The following is a 19,444-nucleotide window of genomic DNA, read 5'->3' as shown; positions in this document are numbered from 1 at the left end:
GGTTTCCGCGTCGGTGGGCACGCTTGCTGACGTCATCGCCATGGTGATGGGCTCCAGAAAACAAATAAACGAATGACCCGTAGCATAGTAATAATGCAGAACAGTTGTTCAAATGAATTGCTTCTCGACGAATTGCACACAAACCCGTTGAGAGACTCACGGACGACGAAGGCGACCACTCACCATGACCACGACGACCTCCGAACCCCATGACCCGCGCATCGAGCGCATCCTCGACGCTGCCGAGCAGCACGGCCAGAACGACGATCCCGATCACGAAGTCGGCGACCTACAAGATGTTTTGCGCGCGGCCTGGTCCCTGATGTCCTCCGAGCAACGCAACCAGCTCATGGCCGCAGCGGAAACGGTCAATGTGCTGCAAGCAGGAGAGGACTTTGTCGAGGTGGCGCAACTGCGGGCGTACCTGTTGGACGAAAGCGGTATCCACCGTGTCCGTATCGAAGTCACCCGCGACGGTAGCGGCGGGGATCCCGAAGTCTCGGCGCTGAAGGTCTTTGACGCCTCTGGCGAAGAGCTCCGAGCGGGCAATAGTGACATCGACACGGGAAATCTGAAACGCCTTGGCAGGCGACTCGACCGGGAACTGCTGAAGGCGATGCCGCCTCAGGCCGTGGAGCCGGCTTGGGTTTCAACGATCGACTGGGACGTTGGCCGTGATGTCCTGACGCACTCCGTCCGGATCGAGGGCATCGATCGAAACATCCAGCCGCTGCGCTGGCGCAACGCTTCCGATGCGCTCGATCGGCACCTGCTGCCGGAACTCGGCGACGGCTGGCGGGAAGAGCGCGTCGTCGTGATGGAGCTGCAACCAGCTCTCGGCCGGGCGATGCCGCGCTGGGCCGAACTGACTCTGAACAGCACCGCGATCGGCCAGCTGCGCGAGGGGCGCGGACTGCCGCTGGGCACTCCCTCATTGCCCGTTCGTGCCGGCGGTGCTGCTGATGGAAAGGACCCATCGGTTCATTTCAACGAACCGAAGCTCGTTGTGCGCGACTTCGGCGAGACCGTACAACTCTGCGGAGCCAACGAAGATTTTTGGCCGATGACCAGCGCCAGAGTGCCGCTTCGCCTCTTTCTGCAATGGGTCGACGCTCGGCCCGCGCGTGAGACCCTGTTCGTCTCGGAGTCTGGGGAGCTTCTCAACCACGACGACGACTTCGCACGGCACAGCCTGTGGGTCGACGAATACCACCGGTGTATTGCGCCTGGGCTACTTGAGCCTGAAACCGAGTTCGACGGGGAGCGTCCCCGTGGCTAAGACCTGGCAAGAGATCGAGCCCTCCCTGAAGGGCCAGCGAACCGGCATGCGGCTCTTGCTGAAGCACGACGGCGTGGCCATGGTGAAGTACCGCTACAGGGGCGAATTCATTTGCGCCGAGCTTCTCGACGCGGCCGGCAATCCTGTTCGGGATGTCACCCCGCCGGAAGCTGACAACCTGCGTCACATCGCGGCGTCCCAGCTCTCTGCGAACCCGGGCGGTGCCGAACTATGGCAGCGCTCTGCTGGAGTCCTGGAATGGCTCTTGGACGGCGACGTGACGATCGCGAGTCGCAACTATCCCGGCAGCGAGCACGACCTGGTGATGGGCGAGGACCTCCGCGAACTCGCAGGACGGGCAACAAGCCCCGCAGAAGATCAATCCGAGCCCGAGGCCGAGCGCCCGCGCATGTACGCGTGACAAGAGATCCCATCATGAGCAACAACGATAGCGCGCGCGACAGCGTGCTCGCAGCAACCCTCGCAGCGCTGGGCAAGTCCGCGCCGGAGCCTGGTTCGCCTCGCTACGGACACCTTCAGATCCAGATCGCCGTTCTGCTGGAAGATGGCAAGGATGACAACCCCCGATTCCTTTCCGGACAGGTGCGCGACGCGCTGATCTGCGCCATAGCAGCGGACCGGCGCCAGGCGGACGACTTCGTAGACATCGTCCTGAATGGCCATCATGGCCTGGCGTACGCCAGCGATGAGCATGTAATCGAGGCGGCACTGGAGCTGACCTACGAAGACATCCTCGCCGCTGGCCTTGAATCGCCCGTGAGCGGCGCCGGCGCCTTGAGCGTGAATATCCTGGAGGGGCTTTCGAGCCCTCAGGCCGTCGACATGGTGCTGCGAGGAACTTTCGATCCCGGGAACCCGGACCTTGGCCTGCTGGGGAGCCTCAGCGCCGAACTGACCCGGCGTGGCATGCCCAACCCCTTTCAGTCCGCAATCGCCGAGGCCCTCACCGAGGAAGCAGGCACGAAGGAGTCGGCCCGTGGCTGATCTCGCACCCCAGATCGCTCAGCTCAACAAGGCTGTCGAGTTCGCGCACTACCTCGCGAAAGGCGCGGAAAGATTGATCGAGGCCGCCAACGCGCGCGATCTGATCCAAATGCGGATCGACGAAGGCGAGGAGACCGAAGAGGATCTCGAAGCGTCGCTGTCGCACGCACAGGAAACTGTGAGCGAGTTCACGCAAGGGCTTCGCGGCGACATCTACGAGTTCAGGAAGCGGGCGGATCGCATCGGCCCTATCGCTGTCCCGGCTGCTGCACCCGTTGCCCCCGCACAGGCTCCGACGCTGATGGCTGTTGCGAGTGAACAGGCGGCGACACCGAATTCAGCACAACCTGGCGGTCTCGCCGAGGTGCCCGACTACGTGCCGGCGGCGCAGCGCGGCCCCGGCTTGACCACCTACTGGCTCTGGTACGGCAAAGAATGCGTGAGCACCGTCCGTATGCCGCCAGGCACCGGCGCCGTCGACGTGCGCAACGAGGCCGCGAAGGACGCCGAGATCTTCTGCGATCGCGCTCGGGGCGAGAACCCCGGCGAGCGCAGAACGAAGATTCGGCATTCGATCGTGAAGGTCTATGACGACAGGCCGGTGCAGGAAAGCATGCGCCGGGAGCGACCCTTCGAGTTCCGCGGCCTGTTCCCGAGCGAGCTGCCGTTCCTGGAACTCACCTTCCGCAGCCCCGAGCCCGAGAGGGTGGCGGAGGTGCACGTGCGCGACATCGCCATGGGCCTGCAGAACGTCGCACTGTCGGAAGGCCTCGAAGTGAGCTTCAAGGCGAGCGAAGGCGCCCAGCGCCTGGTGCACGTCGAGAGTGCGGATCGCGAGGCCATTGGGCGTGTCGAGCTTGCTCTGAAGGCATACCTCGCTGAGCGCGGGGCTGAACTGGTGTCGGAGTTCGGCGTCGGTTACCTCCGCGTCGAACCCGACGAAACTGAACCTGAAATGGAGCGCCCGAGGGGCTGAACGAAATGACAAACCAAACCCCAAGCAAGCCCCTCGCCCTCACCGGCGACGCGTTGGTGGAGGCCCGCGCCGCCTTGCGCGCGCAGCTGATCGCCGCCGGCGTCGTCACCGTGCGATTTCTCATCGAGGAAGCGAATGATGGAGGGCATCAGGCCGCACAGGCCGCGATGGTCGATCGTAGTGGCGCGGTCGTCGCAGACCGGGATCTAAACGCTCTGGCCCTGCACGTCCTGACGCGTTGGGTCGATGATCGCGTGCAGGACTGGAACGCAGGAGATGGTGGTCGCAGCCAAATCGATTGGGCCGTCGAGGTGGACGGCATGGACCATCGGCACTACGACAACGTGAAGCTCGAGCGCCGGCGCGTGATCGATGCCGCATCCTCGGCCGACTCGTCCACGATCCTTGCGGACAACGCGATCGCAGCGGTGCTGCTTGCCATGGGCAGCGTGGCGCCCACAGATCGCGCGAGCATCCAATACCTGCGAGATGGCCTGAAGGTGCTGGAGGACAACACGCGGACGGACCAGGTTCGTTTCCTGACTGCTGCGCAGCGCGAGCTCTTGGTCGAGGGTATTGCCGGCACGCGGACGCGCAATGGCTCTGAACAGGAGTGGGTCACCGATGTTGTGTCGCACGGCTACCACGGCTACGAGCACGCGCCTGACATCGAACTTGTCCAGAAGCTCGCAACTGAAACCCTGGATGACGTCGTCGAGGGCATCTGTGGCCCATTGCACATCACTGGAGGCAGTGACCATGAGCAAGGCAAGCGATTGGGCTTGATCGAGATCTTTACCCTGCCCCAGAGCCGGGAGGCCCTCGAGGCTGTTGCCGAAGCCTGGGGCGACGAAATGCTCCAGTCGCTTCCCGAGCCGGATGAGGACGAGCCTGAGGCTGTCGGCCAGGAGGTACCTGGCGCATGACTGCTCCTGGCATGACCGCCCGCAACCGAAGCGCCTCGAAGCAACCCCCTTCAACCGGAGAACCCATGCCCGTCGACGTCAAGGCCGTGCCCGGCAAGCCCTACGGCAAGACGCCGCGCGTCTGCCTTCAGATCGAAAGCGGCCACCGCGCCGGCGAGCGGCTCGAGCACCATTGGCTCAGCCGGGCGGAAGCAGAGACATGGGCCCGCGATACCGGCTACACGGTGCTGAGCGCCGATACCCCCACGTCGACCGCGCTGCTCGTGAACTTGTTCGAGACGTTCAGCGACTTCCAGTTCGAGGACCGCGAGATCAGCGGCGGCGACCTGGTGGACGAGCTCGGGGGCTGGCTGCGCAAGCACAAGGCTACCGTCGGAAGCATGCCCGCACCAAAGTCTGACCCTGGCGCCCGCGTCCTCAAGGAGCTCTTCCGGAGCAACCGGCCGCTCCACGCAGGAAACGGCGACGTGAATGGCGGCGACCTGGTCGACAGCTTCGGCGAGTGGCTGCGTGAAGCGCAGGATCTGATGCCCAGCATCACAGGTGGCCCGTTCGTGGCGAAGGTGGCCCAGTCTCCCGAGGGCTCCCAGTACTGGAGCGAGCGCGACGGGTGGGGGGAACTCGACGATGCCACCGCCTTCTTCGCGAACGGACCCTGGGGCCTGACAACGGACCCGCTCGCACAATGGGAAGTAGTTGAGCTCACTGTCGCGCAGGAATCCGCGGCGGAAGTGGAGGCTGGCCCTCGGGGCTGATCGGCGAACCATGCAAGCAAACTTCGACCTCTTCGACGCAGCGCCCGCGCCGGCGCCTGCTCGCCCTGTAGCCACCATCGCAGCCCCTTTCGCACCTGTTCCGAAGGTCCGCGCCGGCAGGACCCGGCACCCGACGGTGGCATCAGCCGTTTCACATCCGTTCGGCCCGACCAGGACTCGCGCGGAGTTGCGCGAGGAACTCCTCGCCGCGAACGTGGCCACAGTGAAGTTCGATGCAGAAGCCGGCGAACTCACACGGATCTCGCAATTTTTACCCGCTGGGAATCAATGCATCGGGCTCTATCCGGGCCCGCTGATGGCTATCGGGCAGGCCATGTTGCGCGAACTGCATCTCGATTCCGGCTTGATCGAGTGGGACGTGGGAAACGATCAGCCCAGGTGCGTCCCAGCCGCGGAGTCCGAGATGGATGGAAAAGCCGAGAGGCCCCGCGCATGAGCATCGTTCGAACCCCTCAAGAGGTGGAGCAGCTTCGCCTGCGCCTGGAGCAATCTGGCATCGGCCGGACGAACCCCCGCGCGCACAGCGCGGTCCGGGACTTCGAGGAAGGCCTGGATCTGGAGGAGTCGGCAGCCCGTGCGGTGCGACACGAGGCCGCCTCGCGCGAGATGTGGATCTCCAGCGCACTCGATCCTTGGGCGAAGCGGCATGGCCTGACGCGCGCGCAGGCGCTGTCCGTCGCCTTCGACGACTCGGCGTTCAACCCAGCGAACCCGCAGCGCGACCAGGTCACGCAAGAGAACCTGCGACACGTACACGTCCAAGGAGACCTCGGTTTCGGCCGGCGGCATGTGTGGCTATGCCGTCGTGCAGGTGAAGTGCACCGTCAGCCACTGAAGGCGCTGGCCGCCGGCCGGCCCCGCAGTGCCTACTCTGAGGTGCGCTTGAACGCCACACGGTTGAAGACCGCGACGCGATAGGTTCCGTAGTTCACAAACGTCGCTGGCATCTGGGCCCAGTTCAGGCTGAGCGGGATCGTCTCGTCGAAATCAGCAGTGAAGGTACGCTCGAACACCTTGATCGACTCGTAGCCTGGTTGGCTGTTGATGAAGGTCGGTCCCTCGAGGGTCACTACCACCGTCAATGATTGGTCCAGTTCCCAACCTGGCGCCACATTCGCCGGCTGCATGCTGCCCTCGATCCGGTACTGGAGGACGCCACCGGTGGAGAACTGCTGAACGTACGCCGCGTTCATCCAGTGGTGGAAGTCGGTTCCTGTCGCCTTGCCCGCGGGAATTTTGGCCAGCTCGATAGGCTCTGCCGACAACCCGAAGCCGTAGCTGCTGATCGTACTGACGTTCGCCCAAGTGACCTCTGACTTGCCCGAGATGCCGGAGCTGCCGAGGTATCGCACGTTCAAGGCGATATCGCTCAGCTGCCCACCCGAGTTGCTGCCGCGCCATTCAAGGTCGGGCACGCCCGGCTGCGAGAGGAAACAAGGCATGGGCTCGAAATTGGCGAAGGACCAGAAGTTCGAAAAATTCACCGTGTTGCGGAAGTAGCTGCAACCGCCGACGGACACCGAAGTTCCGACATTGAGACCGCTGGCCTTGAAAGTGACGAACGGCGGCAGGACGCCGGGCGCGACTGCTTCGATGGTCGTGTATGCCGGCTCACTCGTCTTCCCGCCGCTAGAGACGACCAGCTTTAGCTTGTAGGTACCGACGACGTCCGGCCAGAGCATCGCCTGTTGCGTGGTCGTGTTGTTGAGCTGCGCCGTGCTGGACGACGGCTTTGTTTCCAGGGTCCACAGGTAGCTGACCGCATTTCCCTGCACGCCGGTGCTGGCCGAGCCGTCGACCTGCACAGTCGCTTGGGTGAGTGCATCAACCTTGCTCGGGACAATGGCGACTGGCAGCTGAGGCGTCGGTTGTTGGGGGTCCGGAGGTGCATCCGGAGCTGCCTCAGGCGGGAGGACCACAGGCGCAACTGGCTGTGCGGCCGCCGGCGCCGCGGGTACCGGCCCGGCCGTGACGAGCGGATACCCGCCTCCTCCGCCGCCACCACCTCCTCCGCCACATGCGGTCAGGAAAACCAAGCTCGAGAGGCAAATCGCAAGTTCACGGAGTCGATGTTTCAAGATGCTCTCTTTGTAAGAAAAAAGTGAGCATTGTATGGAGATGCGCGGTCTCTGCACGCCCGGATTGCCCTGGTTTCCCCCGTTTGTGAAGGTAGCGTCCGTGTCTGACGAGCCTGGCGGCCACCGATGTCTACGATGACACTGCGCGCTCGGCCCGACCGGGCGTTTGCATCGCCTTCGGGCGTGCCAATGACCAGGCGAGAGCATCCAGCACAGTGTCATCGACTGCAGGCAGCAAGCGGCGCTTCAAGGCGCCGTTTGTCTGTGCGGCACCGGCTATCGACGTCTTCAGGCGCTGAAAGCGTAGCCCCAGGCGAATGCGAGGAGCAGCACGCTGCCGCCCGAGCCGAGGCCATGGCCGAAGACGCTCCACAAGGGGTCCCTGCGCGTGGCCAACGAAGAACGCGAGCCGCCCCGCAAGGAAGAGCACCATGAATGCCGCGGGCACGGCGCCGAGCTGCGCCGGCGCGGTCGAGACGAAGGCTGCCAGTGCGAGCAGCGCCAGAAGCGTCTGGGTCAGCGTGTTCTGAAGCAGCCGTCCCGCATTGCGCACCCCGAGTTTCGCGAGCCCCATGGCGCCCAGCACCGGTATCGCGAACCACCCCGCCAGGTCTCGGATGACATCCGCGCGCGCGGTGGGCATGTAGACCGGTTCGTGGAAGGCGCCGACCAGCATGGCGGCGGCGCAAAGAATCGCGGCGGCGGTTTGAGCGATGAAGAGGTGACGAGCCTGCAAGGTGAGCCTTCCTGTGGTTGTTCAGGGGTATAGCGTTGCGACGCGCGGCCTGGTTTCTCATCAATGGCCCGACGTCCCAACGCCCGCGGACGTCGCCTCCCGGCAATTGCAGTGCCTCCGGGCACTGCATGATGGCCACAGGCATCAGTCAATGCAACCTCGCGAGTCAGGTCAAGGCCGAAGTCCGAGTCATCCGCACCTACGCGGCGAGAGTCAATCGCCCCCGTGCGGGCCTGCGGCCCTGAGTCATCCGTCCTCGCGAGGAGCTGCGCCTGGCCAGCGAGCATCCCCGGGCCCACAGGGCCTCTGGGCAGGACCCCGCGCCTCCCGCGGCAGTCCTGGGCGGCCGTGACGCGGCCTTCAGTCCTTGACCGCTTGGCGCCTGGTCGACATCCCTCCATGCCCTGGGTCCTCGAGCGATCTTGACCCGGTGCACACATCGGGCCGGCGGCCTGGCGATCCGCAACTATTGCGCACTCGAGGCGCGCCCGGGCCTGGCCACCCTCGAACCAACCGGCTCCCCCCGGCTAGACTCCGGGCGCCTCAAGCAAATAGAAACTAACGACTGACATGACCAAGAATCTGAGCATCCTCCTTGTCGCCCTCGCCCTCTGCGCGCCTGCGCTGGCCGAGAAGCCGCTGCCCGCCAAGAAAGGTCGCGCAGCGGCAGCCGCTACTGAGCCTGCGCCGGACGCGCCGCCAGCGCCGCGGGTGTGGACCGAGGAGCCGACGACGTTCTTGGGGCTCGAGCTGGGCGCCCCCATTGCGAGCCAGGCGGCGGTGAAGAAGTGCCCCACATTGAGCGCGAGCTACCCCGGCGGCCTCGAGACGCTCGACTGGGATGAGATGAAGCGGTCTTCGCCTTTCTGCTTCGCGAATGCACCCTTCTACGAGTTCTGGAACAAGCCGGCTCTCGGCTTCGCCTATGAGCTAATGTTCCTGAAGCTCAACGATGACGGCCTGCACGGCGTCATGCTCACCTTTCCGCGCAGCAACCTGGCGCAGATGATGGACCTGCTCGTGGGGAAGTATGGGCAGCCGACGACGTCGACCAGCTCTCAGCAGTACCAGAACGGCTTCGGCGCCGCGGTGAATGGAGCCATCCACGAGTGGAAAGGCTCCAAGGTCACCATCACCTTTATGGAGGTGGGCGGCAAGCTCTCGCAGTCCGTGCTCCTGGTCGGCACTAACGAGTATTTCGAGAGGACCGCGAAGAAGGCGGCCGAGAACAAGGGCAAGTTCAAAGACAGCCTCTAGCCACCGGTGGCCAGCAACACCTGGCCGTCTCACCTGCAGCTCTTCCAGCTCCACGGCGCGCCGGCGCCTCTGCCCTTGAGCTCTGGTCTCGCTTCCGCAGAACTCCCAGGCTGAGCGCCACCCTCGAGCAAATGCTCCGCGGCCGAGTCGCCTCGCCTCACGAATCCAGCCGGCCGCCCTGGAAGGCACCATGGCTCGCCTCAGGTCTGCGGCTGAGAGCGCGATAGCGCGACTGCACTGCGCTGGCACATCGACGCACCAGCACTCCTTCTCGATTCGAACCCACCCGCCGCTATGGTTCACCGAGCCGCATCGACTGGAAGCCGCACAGCCTGTCAGGCGCCTCCACTCCCTCAGCCTGTATCCAGGCGCCCCGTTCTCGTATCCCCCGCCTCTCAACCGTCCACGGCCTCGACATGACGCCGAGATGCCTTCAGGCCGTGCGTTAGCACGGTCGCAGCCCTTCCCTCTTCCACTCTCCCCGCGTCCGCTGATAAGCGGGCGCACGCATGAGGCACACAACCACAGCACTTCGCACCCTACTCATCACCTCCCCGAGAGGGCTCCACACCAGCCACTCCAGATGGCACCTTCCCTGCACAGCACCTTCACCCCCTCAAGGGCCACATCGCGTCCAGGTAGGCTCGTACCCTTTTGCAGGCCCGGGCCTGCACTGAGTTCCGTTCGGCGTGCCGCTTGCCAGGGCCGCTGCCGCGGCGAACAGCCGCGGTTGCCAGCCTTCGGGGTACAGACCAGCCACTGGACATCTACGGATGGAGCGGGCAGGAGCATGGCTTCGCCGCCTATCTAATGGGAGAAGGGCGGGACGAGGCCGCGGACGAGATTGCGAACGAGCCCATGCCGCGGCCCCTGTGCTGAATGCTGGCAGGAGTGGCCGCTGTTGCGCCCCTTAGCTTGCTCTTCTTACACCCGACGCTTCCCGAGGCTCGGAAGCCCACCGCTCAAAGCTCGCACGCTGTCACTCCTCGTTCGCATACATACGTGGGGCCCAACAATGTTCCCCAACGAGTCGACTTCAAAGCCTTTAGTGCCGTTCCTTTCGACGGGGAGCCACGCCATTGGTCGAGCGCAGTTGCTGCATTTCGCGAGCGTTCCATGAAAGAGCACGCCGAAGCCCAGTGCTAGGAGTCGCTCGGCACGGCGCCCTTGGGGCAATTTCGCCACACTGGGGCATCGGTCGTGCAAGTGCTTTTTTAGCCTTCGCGTGCTGATTTCACATTTGCAGGCGGGGCAAGTCGCCTGGCTATCTGGTTCCTCATTCACTGCTCATTTCTCCTGGAAGCATGCAGGCGTTGCCCGTTACTCCGGGCCTCCATGCACGAGCGAACCGAGAAGATAGCAACTGCCGTCACATCCCCTCGGCCGCGTCTCGGCGAAAAGGCGGTCGGCCCGGAAAAATCGCACCACTTACTGGCCTGGCCTATCACAATCGCCCGTAGCGAAACTGCTCCGCGAACAAGAGACGCCGTCCTGTACGGTGTGGGCAAAATGACCAACGACCACTACAAGACCTTCGAGGATGCGGCCAAGCCGGCCATCGAGAGCGCGATGGAAGCTCTCAACGCCCAGCTGAAAGCGAGGGGCCTGCGTTGCGGGCGCGTCGTCGAGATCGAACACGACGTGGAACGAGGCATCGGCTTCTCGGTCCACTACGCTGACCTGGACGGAGCTGTGCACGTGGAGATGCTCCTGACTGACGGAGATGAACGTGCTCTCACCAGATTGTCGTGCGAGCCGGCTTGCGGCCTGCTGCTGAGCGTGATCGGGCCTGACGGCACCTTTCTCGGCGAATGGTCGCCCTACAACTACACCCCCGACGTCGGCACCACTGATCCGAAGGAGATCGTGCGTCGCGTCGGCCTGTTGAGTCCGCCGGATCTCGCAGAGAGCATTCACGGCCGGATCGCAGACTGGACGAATAGTCGAGTCGAGCAAGCCACACCGCGCGGCTGATCCCCCAAACCCCAAAGCAAGGAGCCACCGTGCCCGCACCCATCATTGCCGAAGTCCCCGTCACGCCGTGGACCCTGTACCCAACCATTGCCGACATCCCTGCGAAGGGATTCAAGGGCGTCGAGGTCGAGGCGATCGCCATCGAGAAGGACCATGGTGGCAAGGTGTACTGCACCCGCCTGGTGTTCTCGCCTGAGGACGGGCCGCTCAAGATGTGCTCCGTCTATCTTCGCGAGGAGGGCGGCGGCGTGGTATGCATCGCCGACCTGCCGACCAAGGAGGACGCGATCGCCTACGCCGCGGAGGTCGCCGCGGCACGCCGTTGGCCGGTGAACGGATCGATTTGGCATCTGCGCATCCGTGAGGTCGTAGGCAAGGGGTACGTGTCGGATCCCCGGGAGTCGGCGCCTTTTACGCTCGAGCCCGCGAAGGCTGCGCTCTACCACCACACAATCGCCAAGGCGGATCTTTTCGCGGGGGGCCCGGCAGAGCACGGGCGCTGGATCTCGTTTGCCGATGCGGGCAACCATGCGGTCGACCGCGCGGCAGAGCGGGAGGCACTCTTGAGCCGTGTCTTTGACGCAGCAGTTGGCGCCATGGCTGGAAGCGCGCCGGCGAAATGCTCCAGCGACGCCGAGCGCATGCGGGACATGCTCCGCGCTGCCGTAGAAGCGAACCGCGCGGACAGGCTCGTGGTGTTCGACGTCGAACAACGCTCGGTGATCGAGGAGACCCTGGACGAGGGTCGTTTCGAGCTGACGGGCAATGAGTCAGACGAGGACCTCTGCGACTTGATCCTGGCCGCCCATCCGCACGATCTCTTCGACAACATGGACGAGGACTTCGAGATCGGCTTGCTGAGAGCATTCGCAAGCGAGTCGGCCGTCGTGGCCATCGAAGGCGCCATCGAACGATCGCCACTCGCGGCCGGGCGAATGCTCAAGTCGATTCATCTGCGCCTCGATCGCCAAGGCATCGAGAGCCCCTTTGCGCGCCATTTCGCGCAGGCAGATATCGAAGCTGCCCCAGCGCCACGCTGCTGATCGGACGGGACACTCACCATGATGCAAGTATTCCATCTGAAGGTGGCCAGGGCAGGCCAGCTGAACCCCGCAGTCGTCGACATGCACGCGCGCATCGCGTTCCGCGTCGATCGCGATGCGCTGGCAGAGATCTTCAGCGAGGAGGTGAAATGGCGCGAGGTCGGCCTGTCGTTCGAGCTGGTTGCGGAAGTGGAGGGCGACAACCTAGAGCGTGCCTTCTCCGCGACGAACCACATCGACAGTGACTGGTCCGGGAACCCCGGTGTGCAGGTCAAGACAACCGCTTCACGTCGAAGCACGTCCGTCGGCGACCTGGTCATGCGCGATGGGACCACCTTCGTCGTCGACAAGTTCGGCTTCAGCGAGATCCAGCGGCCCATGCCAATCGAGCCGGAAGACGAGCCGGAAACCGCAGAGCTGCCGCGCTGCTGATCACTGTTTTGAGCCAATTCCATGAGCAACGAATCCAACCCTACCGTCGAAGTCCTGAACGTTCTACGCGAAGAGATCGCGACCTGGCAGGCGACCGCAGCCAGGGGGCGCGCCGCGCTACTCGGCGAGCGCCACATCATCGTCGACGCCCTGGACCGCGCGATGACGTTCGAACCCGGCCAATACCGGCTCGAGCAGGCTCAGCCTGACCTGGTCGGAGTGAGCTTCATGACACTGGAGACTGCTTTGCGCACAGTCGAGGGGCTACCAGGCATGTTCCTGACGGTCCACGACGCGTTCGTCTATGCGAGCCAGCAAGCAGCCAAGGCTGAGCGTCTGCTGAACACGCTCCTCGACAAGGAGGCGCGCCGGGCCGGTGATGCTGTGGCGCTCGCTGCCGCGGGCGGAAATCTCGCCCAGGCCGAACGCGCGCAGGAGGCTAGGGATGATGCAAATCTCCGCGCGCGCGTCCTGGCCGCGGTTGTTCGCGAGATGGGCCCGGCCGCGCCGCCCGACGGCTCCAAGTCTCGCGGTGAGCTTGCGGACCGGCTGTTCCATGCCGTATCGGCTCACAGTCTCGCTCGAGTCGAGCTGCTGAGCGAGGGCCTGCGATCTGCGCTTCAGGACGCCTACTTCCGCAGCGAGAACGACGCTGGAGCGTATGGGCGCGAGTGGCGCCGCGAGATCGCGATCAACGGCAAGCGCGGCCTCGCTGACGAGTCGGACGCGGCGTTGCTGGAGCGAGTGATGATCAACGTTGGCCACGACTACCTGGTCGGCACGGACGGGATCTGGCTTGGCGACAACGAGAGCGAATTCCTGGCGGTGATGGCCCAGGAGGGCCAGGTCGAGATGGTGCGCGCTGCGATCGTCGATGAACTCCACGACCATCCGCTGGAAACTGCTCAGGCGCTTGGCGACCGCTACGTCACGCTCGGCATGGCCAACCCCTACGAAGCGGTTCTGCAGGAGCACGAGCACAGCCCGGCAGCGGCACCCTCTTTCTGATCACAATGCGTATGCCCGGCGGACCGGATGAGCCGCCAAGCAAGCAACCGACCTAACAATGACCATTGCGCGCGACATCTCTCCCGTCGTCTTTCGCGGCGAGCCCGACAACCGCCTTCGTGAGCTCGGGGACTCGCAGCGACCGTGGTTCTTCACCGAGGCCTATTCGCAAGCGAAGCTCTATGCCGGGAACCAGAAATGGCCGGATCCGAAGGACGAGCCGGTTGCCTGCGTACTGACCGGCCGCACAGTGCTGGATCTGACCGTCCCGGACAGGGCCGACGCGCGGCACCGCGCGATCATTGATGCGCTCACGATGGAGTTTGATGACTGGACATGCCGGCGCAGCGGGGAGCCGCGGGACCCGTGGAGCTTCATCGAGGCTGGCGATCTCTACGACTACGAAGGCACGGGCAGTGGAGAGCGCTGGAACGCCCTGTTCCGCATCGCCTTTGAGCAAGCCGATGCCGTGCGAGTGCTCGACCTGACGGACGGCACGAGCGGCCAGCCGGTGCCGGTATGGGTGACTCACCAGCGCGACGCCATTCGCATGGCCACGTTGGGCGAGGAGCTCGGCGCCCGACTCGAACAGCAGCCCTGGGAATCGATCGAAGCATGGCTGGAAGGCCATCACCCGCAGGCCGGCGTGCTGGAGCGCGCCGACCGCATGCGCCGTCCCGACCACGACCACCGGGCAGATCGCGTGCACCGGGTCGTGCCCCCGCGCAACTTCGACGCCATGGGGATTAACGGCGCGCCGCAGCCGGTGTATCGCGGCGTGCCGGCGGCCTACGAGATACTGCCTGGCGACTGGATCGCCCTCAATGCGCGGTACGCCAGCGAGCATGGTGGCCGCGGCCAGGCTGCGTTCGTCAAGAGGCTGCCGCTGGTGCATCCCGAGGACATCTTCTGGGCGGGCACGGATGAGAGCGAGTTCCTGTACCTGCCGGCGGCCTGGCGCCGCGAGGACGTGAGCCGCGAGGAATACCTGCGTTCGCTCACGACCGACCAGCTGCGCATGTTCTGCGACGGCGAAATGGCCAGCCTCACGCGGTACGCGCGCGAGATCCGGGCGGTCGAGGACCACGTGCACAACGCCTTCGATGCGGAGGTGTGCGGCCTGTACCACGGGCCAGATCACTCGGCACGCGTGTCGCAGCATGCCCTGGCGGTGTCGCGCTCCCTCGGCATCGATCCGCTGGTGCCGTACATCTTCGGCCTGGTGCACGACAGCCAGCGCCTGGACGACGGCGCCGACCCGGAGCACGGCCCGCGCGCAGCCGCGTTCGTGCGCGAGCGCCGGGCTGACCTGTTCGGCTTCCTCCCTGACGACGCGCTGGAAGCGCTGGCTATGGCCTGTGACCTGCACAGCGAAGGGCAGACCCAAGGCGATGCTTGGGTGCGTGCGTGCTTTGATGCTGACCGCCTGGACCTCGGACGGGTGGACATCGTCCCGGATCCGGACTACCTCTGCACCGAATACGCCCGACGGCCGGAGGTGATCGCCGCGGCGCTGGCAATGAGCGGACAAGGAGGCGAGGACTTCATCGAGGAGGACGACTTAGAGGGGCGCCTGCAGCGCTTCGGGGCTTGAGCTATTCCGGACGGTCCTTGCGTCGCTCGGCTGCCCCGGCTAGCTTGACACGGTTAGCCTGACGGCATAGATTAAATCCAGCGGTTTCCCGAGATCGCGCCTCCCGCATGGCGAAGCCGTACCGGCGTCGGTTGTTGGATGGTTTGGCTTCGTCGACAAATCTCTTTTGTCTGGCGTGGCGAAGCGGGATCGTCACGCCCTTTGGCCAAGGAGATCGTGATGAAGACCACGTTCGTGCCTGTAGTTCCGCACTCCATCGAGCGAGCCAAGCGTGCCGCCAAGGCGCTTCATGAAGTCTATCCTTCACGTCCGCTGTCGTTCCTCCAGGAGGTGACTGCGCGACTGTACGGACACGCCGATTGGCATGCGCTGCAAAAGGCCGTTGAGGCTCATCTGCCCTCGGCGCCTCTCGATGCGGATCTCCCGGACGACGAAAGGGCCGATCGACTGATTGCGCAAGGCCTTATCGTCTGTCGAGAACTCGAAGGCTACGACCCGGACACTGGAGGCGATGAGCAGGTTAGGGCCGAATCGGTACTTGGCGCGTGGATGGACCCTGGAATCTTGATCCGAAAAGCAGAAGGGGCCTACAAGGATCAACTCGCCTTCGAAGTGGTGATGGAGCTTCAGCCCACCGCGAGAACGCCGCGCGCGAAGCGAGAGAAGCACCTTTTTATAGACGATACGTTCTGCGTGTGCACTATGGCCGAGCTGGAGCGGCTCCCGGCCCGCCTCGGGCAATGGTGGTCGTTGAACGTTCGCCATCAGCTAGAGGTCGGTGAGTGCTTGAGTAACTACAAACTCAATCCGCGAAGCCGGGTTGCACTGCTTCAATTCGGATCCTATTGGGCCCAGTTATCGACCTACTATGCTGACACTCTCAACTCTACGATGGTGCTGGGGCCCGCGTACCTTCTGGCGGAGCGCTACGCCGCCATTTGGGTTCGTGGGATGCCGGAGCTCCTTGCCTACATAGACGCCTTGATCGAGGGCGGCGGAAATCTGCCGGAGCGCCGCCAGGGCGATCTCCTGAAGCCGGTGTTCCTGGAGCATTCGAATGAGGTGAAACAGTTCTTCGCCTCCTACCTGCGCAGGGATCTCGCCGATGTCTTCGACGGTCAACCCGAGGCGTTCCTAAAGGCCGCTGAGCGCTGCCTCAAGATCTTCCGCAATCCAAAATCGAAACAGGGGATTCAAAAACTGTCTTGAGTGAAAACATTTGAGAAGGTTCTGCCGAGCCGTTCGAGAATCTCCGCGGACGGCGATTTCCGCCGTGTTGATCACGGAGCAACAGTGGCTCGATATGAACTTCCCGCCGTCGGCACCTGCTACGACCATTGGCGCCTCTGCAAGTCCCCAGCATTTGACCCGACGCCGCGCCAGCGACTGGTGATGGAGGCCGCCGAGCGGGCGCTCGATGCGGGTCGCTTCTACAACATCGAGGTGAACGCGGCCATTGCGAAGGATCTCGGCGTGACGAAGGAGCAGCTGGCGCGCAACACCGAGCGCGTGGATGGCGGCGATTTTGCCTACGACGTCTACTTCGCCCGCAGTGCCGTCGAGGCGATGCGGCACCACCGTAAGCTGGTGGCCACGGCGCAGGCTCTCGCATTCCAGCCCGGCGACAAGGTTGGCGCGCTGATCTTCAACGATGGCAAGCGCAATACGGGGATGGTCGTCACCAAGGTGGGCGCCACCGGCATTGAGCTGGAGCTTGAAGGCAAGCGCGCCGGAAAGCCGATCGGGCTTCGCACCAACGTGGGGGCCATCGCGAACGCCATCGCCACCGCATTCGACCGCGGGGCGCGCAAGGACACCTACGAGAACTTCAAGCTCATGAGACTGCGCCACACCGCTGGCCCGCTCACCGCGATGGTTGCCGAGCGGCTGGCGCTCTTCGGCGCACACGAGCTCGGCGAGGCCGAATTCCTCACGGCACTCATTCGGCCGGAGGCGATGTCGCAGCCGGTGTACCGGGCGCTGCAGTCGATGGCCGAGTCTTTAGACCAGGCTGTGTCGCGCGGCGAGGACTGCTCGGCGAACTTTGACGCCATCCACGGCGAGGTAGTCCGTCTCCTAGATGCTTCCCCATGGACGATGCATCCCGACTATGGGTGCGTGCTCGCCGCCGATGTTGAAGACCTGGACCGCCAGGCCGTGGCGACGCCGGCCGGGTGATCGTCTCCTGCGCCCGTACCCTCATTGCCGGGCGCCATTGCAACTTCCATCGGTACAAGAACTATGTCCTCGATCCAAGCCCAATCCAAACCGCTGACGGTGGTGGCCGCTCGAATGCTCAGCGCCGACGAAATTAGCGATCTGGCGTACATCGAAGCATGTGAGCTGGATTCGCCCAACAGTCCAGATTTCGACCGCCTGCGGGATAGCATCGAAGAGCGTATGCAGGACGAGCAGAGCAGTGTGGCGGTCGAGGCGCCGCGGGGTTGAGGATCGCGCGCCAACAAAGAAGAAGGGGCGTCCCTCGCAAGGAACGCCCCTTTTTCTTCGCCGGTTGCATCAGCTGAGCCTTGAACCTTTCGGCAGACGGCTCGCGAGCCACTCGTGCACATCCGCGCGCACGTTACGGCCCGCAAGAAGAAAATCCTCGAAGCGGCTCGGCTTGTAGGGCAGATAAACCAGCTTCATGCCAGCTTCCTCAGGCGTGCGAGCGCCCTTGAGCGAATTGCAGGCCTTGCAGGCGCTCACGCAATTCATGAAGTCCCACGCGCCACCGCGGCTCTCCGGAAGGATGTGCTCCACGGTCAGGTCCTGCTCGCGAAAGCGCTGCGCGCAGTAGGCGCAGGTATGCCGGTCGCGAACGAAGAGCTTGCGGCGGCTGAAGGACGGTTCCTGATCGAACAGGTTCACCCTTGCGCAGCCCTTCAAGGCGATGATCGGTGAGATATCGAAGCGGGACTGGACGCCGCGGGCCACGTTGAAACCCCCACGCATCGTAGCCAGCGGGCCTGCGCCGTCCTCCCAGACGACGGCGCCGGTGGCATAGTGCGATGTAGCTTGCTCTTGCGAGATCCAGGCCTGCGGCGTTCCCTGGATGTCGAGCTGTAGGACTTGGGGTTTCATCAGTCGGCCTCCTTTCTTGGCCCGGGGGTGGGGGATATCTTCTGTGTGTTGGGCCAGCCGGCTGGATCCGCCCCAGCGACCTCGCGCTTCGGAGGCGCGCGCGCTATCTGACTGCGCTATGGCTGGATGTGGTTTGGTGCACGACCCCGGCCTCGAACCGGGATGTCCTTTCGGACACGACGCCCTCAACGTCGCGTCTGCCGATTCCGCCAGCCGTGCAATGGTGGACCTCCGAGGCATCGAACCCCGGACCTTCGCCGTGTAAAAGCGCCGCTCTACCAGCTGAGCTAGAGGTCCGTTCTGATGTACTGGTGCGGGCGGAGAATTTTGAAATCTCGGCCTCCCGATTAAAAGTCGGTTGCTCTGCCTCTGAGCTACACCCGCGAGTGTTCCTGGTAGTGCTGGATGGGAACGATCCATCGGCCCCGTCCTTATGAGGGACGTGCTCTTCCACTGAGCTACAGCACCGGAAAAAAAGCCATGCACCTGGTGGTCCCCGGGATCCGATCTTGAACGGACACGCCCTTGAGGGCAGCTGCTTTTGAGGCAACCGCGTCTGCCGATTCCGCCACGCGGGGATGTAAGGAGTGAGAGGATGGGGCGACTGCCGGGACTCGAACCCGAATCAGCGGGATCACGACCCGCGGTTCTAGCCCTTGAACTACGGCCGCCATCGAACTGGTAGCCACAGATGGGAACGATCCATCGACCCCCGCCTTATCAAGACGGTGCTCTGCCCTGAGCTATGCGGCTGGGAACATTGGCTCCTCGACCTGGGATCGAACCAGGGACCTACGCATTAACAGTGCGCCGCTGCTGCCAGCTGAGCTATCGAGGAAAAATCCATGTGCGTGACGGCGCGAGGCCGCCACAGTCACCACTCGCCGATCTCGCGCACGCGCTGATCGAAGTCGAGCTTCTCGAAGCGCTCACGAGCACGTTCGGCCTCGCGGTGGCGCTTGCCCGTCATCGTGCCGAACCCGTGAACGACGGCTTGCACGACGGGGTTGCGGGGCTTGGAGGCGGGCACGGCATTGCGGTTCGCCGGCCGGCGATGGCTGGTGGTGAGTCGCATGTGGTCCTCCAATCGAGCTGATGGTGAAGATGATCTCCGGATATCGGCGATCGCGGTGAAGTGTTTCAGTGATGCAAGTCGCGCTACAGGCGAGAAGCTGGTGCCCTGCGGACCAGTCGAAGGTCCACCTGCCGCTTAGAAGGCGGCCGCTCTATCCAGTTGAGCTAGCTGTAGTTTCTCACCACGTTGTTCCCCTCGAATCCG

The 19,444-nt window shown here is 64.1% G+C and carries 21 protein-coding genes and 8 tRNA genes; 17 read left to right on the top strand and 12 right to left on the bottom strand.

Annotated elements, in window-relative coordinates; translation table 11 throughout:
* The first annotated feature begins 184 nt into the window (after positions 1–184).
* The 8 genes from APY03_RS34905 to APY03_RS34870 all read left to right on the top strand — a co-directional run bounded on the left by APY03_RS34905 (position 185) and on the right by APY03_RS34870 (position 5,880).
* The gene (locus APY03_RS34905; protein WP_068684623.1) at positions 185–1,279 is read left to right on the top strand and encodes a hypothetical protein; all 1,095 of its coding nucleotides are present in this window, start codon (positions 185–187) and stop codon (positions 1,277–1,279) included.
* On the top strand, positions 1,272–1,700 hold the full coding sequence (locus APY03_RS34900) for a hypothetical protein (RefSeq protein ID WP_068684622.1): 429 nt from the start codon (positions 1,272–1,274) through the stop codon (positions 1,698–1,700). Before APY03_RS34905 ends, APY03_RS34900 begins: the two co-directional genes overlap by 8 nt.
* Positions 1,701–1,714: 14 nt before the next feature.
* Positions 1,715–2,284, top strand: coding sequence for a hypothetical protein (locus APY03_RS34895; protein ID WP_068684620.1), 570 nt, complete (start codon positions 1,715–1,717; stop codon positions 2,282–2,284).
* On the top strand, positions 2,277–3,260 hold the full coding sequence (locus tag APY03_RS34890) for a hypothetical protein (RefSeq protein WP_068684618.1): 984 nt from the start codon (positions 2,277–2,279) through the stop codon (positions 3,258–3,260). Before APY03_RS34895 ends, APY03_RS34890 begins: the two co-directional genes overlap by 8 nt.
* 56 nt (positions 3,261–3,316) lie before the next feature.
* Positions 3,317–4,186: a hypothetical protein gene (locus APY03_RS34885; protein WP_146039635.1), complete on the top strand. Its 870-nt coding sequence runs from the start codon at positions 3,317–3,319 to the stop codon at positions 4,184–4,186.
* 65 nt (positions 4,187–4,251) lie between these two features.
* Positions 4,252–4,941 carry a hypothetical protein gene (locus APY03_RS34880; protein ID WP_068684614.1) on the top strand — a complete coding sequence of 230 codons (690 nt, stop codon included), beginning with the start codon at positions 4,252–4,254 and terminating at the stop codon, positions 4,939–4,941.
* Between the two features lie 10 nt (positions 4,942–4,951).
* Positions 4,952–5,398, top strand: coding sequence for a hypothetical protein (locus APY03_RS42065; protein WP_146039634.1), 447 nt, complete (start codon positions 4,952–4,954; stop codon positions 5,396–5,398).
* Entirely contained in the window at positions 5,395–5,880 is a 486-nt protein-coding gene (locus tag APY03_RS34870) for a hypothetical protein (protein WP_068684610.1), read from the top strand. Before APY03_RS42065 ends, APY03_RS34870 begins: the two co-directional genes overlap by 4 nt.
* Here APY03_RS34870 and APY03_RS34865 read toward each other — a convergent pair.
* The gene (locus tag APY03_RS34865; protein WP_162487234.1) at positions 5,829–7,040 is read right to left on the bottom strand and encodes a PKD domain-containing protein; all 1,212 of its coding nucleotides are present in this window, start codon (positions 7,038–7,040) and stop codon (positions 5,829–5,831) included. The two genes, APY03_RS34870 and APY03_RS34865, sit on opposite strands and share 52 nt — an antisense overlap.
* Positions 7,041–7,170: 130 nt before the next feature.
* The gene (locus tag APY03_RS34860; RefSeq protein ID WP_146039633.1) at positions 7,171–7,716 is read right to left on the bottom strand and encodes a hypothetical protein; all 546 of its coding nucleotides are present in this window, start codon (positions 7,714–7,716) and stop codon (positions 7,171–7,173) included.
* Between the two features lie 630 nt (positions 7,717–8,346).
* On the opposite strand from APY03_RS34860, the gene APY03_RS34855 reads away from it, so the two are divergent.
* The 9 genes from APY03_RS34855 to APY03_RS34815 all read left to right on the top strand — a co-directional run bounded on the left by APY03_RS34855 (position 8,347) and on the right by APY03_RS34815 (position 17,532).
* The gene (locus APY03_RS34855; RefSeq protein WP_068684604.1) at positions 8,347–9,033 is read left to right on the top strand and encodes a hypothetical protein; all 687 of its coding nucleotides are present in this window, start codon (positions 8,347–8,349) and stop codon (positions 9,031–9,033) included.
* Between the two features lie 1,509 nt (positions 9,034–10,542).
* Entirely contained in the window at positions 10,543–11,007 is a 465-nt protein-coding gene (locus APY03_RS34850; protein ID WP_068684602.1) for a hypothetical protein, read from the top strand.
* Between the two features lie 29 nt (positions 11,008–11,036).
* Positions 11,037–12,050, top strand: coding sequence for a hypothetical protein (locus APY03_RS34845; RefSeq protein ID WP_068684600.1), 1,014 nt, complete (start codon positions 11,037–11,039; stop codon positions 12,048–12,050).
* An 18-nt stretch (positions 12,051–12,068) separates the two neighbouring features.
* On the top strand, positions 12,069–12,482 hold the full coding sequence (locus APY03_RS34840; RefSeq protein ID WP_068684598.1) for a hypothetical protein: 414 nt from the start codon (positions 12,069–12,071) through the stop codon (positions 12,480–12,482).
* A gap of 21 nt (positions 12,483–12,503) precedes the next feature.
* A complete protein-coding gene (locus APY03_RS34835) occupies positions 12,504–13,490 on the top strand; it encodes a hypothetical protein (RefSeq protein ID WP_068684596.1) in 987 nt (328 codons plus the stop codon).
* Between the two features lie 58 nt (positions 13,491–13,548).
* Positions 13,549–15,084: a hypothetical protein gene (locus tag APY03_RS40910; protein WP_083944773.1), complete on the top strand. Its 1,536-nt coding sequence runs from the start codon at positions 13,549–13,551 to the stop codon at positions 15,082–15,084.
* Between the two features lie 219 nt (positions 15,085–15,303).
* Positions 15,304–16,293 carry a hypothetical protein gene (locus tag APY03_RS34825; RefSeq protein WP_068684594.1) on the top strand — a complete coding sequence of 330 codons (990 nt, stop codon included), beginning with the start codon at positions 15,304–15,306 and terminating at the stop codon, positions 16,291–16,293.
* An 84-nt stretch (positions 16,294–16,377) separates the two neighbouring features.
* Positions 16,378–17,262 (top strand): hypothetical protein, encoded by an 885-nt coding sequence (locus APY03_RS34820; RefSeq protein ID WP_068684592.1) that lies wholly within the window; start codon positions 16,378–16,380, stop codon positions 17,260–17,262.
* A gap of 63 nt (positions 17,263–17,325) precedes the next feature.
* Positions 17,326–17,532, top strand: coding sequence for a hypothetical protein (locus tag APY03_RS34815; protein WP_068684590.1), 207 nt, complete (start codon positions 17,326–17,328; stop codon positions 17,530–17,532).
* A gap of 69 nt (positions 17,533–17,601) precedes the next feature.
* Here APY03_RS34815 and APY03_RS34810 read toward each other — a convergent pair whose 3' ends face one another.
* From APY03_RS34810 to APY03_RS34765, 10 genes are all read right to left on the bottom strand, one after another.
* On the bottom strand, positions 17,602–18,165 hold the full coding sequence (locus APY03_RS34810) for an HNH endonuclease (RefSeq protein ID WP_068684588.1): 564 nt from the start codon (positions 18,163–18,165) through the stop codon (positions 17,602–17,604).
* A 49-nt stretch (positions 18,166–18,214) separates the two neighbouring features.
* Positions 18,215–18,291 (bottom strand) — tRNA-Arg (locus tag APY03_RS34805).
* A 95-nt stretch (positions 18,292–18,386) separates the two neighbouring features.
* Positions 18,387–18,462 (bottom strand) — tRNA-Val (locus APY03_RS34800).
* A gap of 12 nt (positions 18,463–18,474) precedes the next feature.
* Positions 18,475–18,549, bottom strand: a tRNA-Lys gene (locus tag APY03_RS34795).
* 9 nt (positions 18,550–18,558) lie between these two features.
* Positions 18,559–18,633, bottom strand: a tRNA-Met gene (locus tag APY03_RS34790).
* A 22-nt stretch (positions 18,634–18,655) separates the two neighbouring features.
* Positions 18,656–18,743, bottom strand: a tRNA-Leu gene (locus APY03_RS34785).
* Positions 18,744–18,761: 18 nt separating this feature from the next.
* Positions 18,762–18,836, bottom strand: a tRNA-His gene (locus tag APY03_RS34780).
* Between the two features lie 8 nt (positions 18,837–18,844).
* A tRNA-Ile gene (locus APY03_RS34775) sits at positions 18,845–18,918 on the bottom strand.
* A gap of 8 nt (positions 18,919–18,926) precedes the next feature.
* A tRNA-Asn gene (locus APY03_RS34770) sits at positions 18,927–19,003 on the bottom strand.
* A gap of 36 nt (positions 19,004–19,039) precedes the next feature.
* On the bottom strand, positions 19,040–19,240 hold the full coding sequence (locus APY03_RS34765; RefSeq protein ID WP_102905993.1) for a short-chain dehydrogenase: 201 nt from the start codon (positions 19,238–19,240) through the stop codon (positions 19,040–19,042).
* Positions 19,241–19,444 lie beyond the last annotated feature (204 nt).

The organism is Variovorax sp. WDL1 (genome assembly GCF_001541225.1).
Classification (GTDB): domain Bacteria; phylum Pseudomonadota; class Gammaproteobacteria; order Burkholderiales; family Burkholderiaceae_C; genus Variovorax.
The sequence above is the reverse complement of the archived record's forward strand: the minus strand, read 5'-3'. Positions and strand labels throughout refer to the sequence as shown.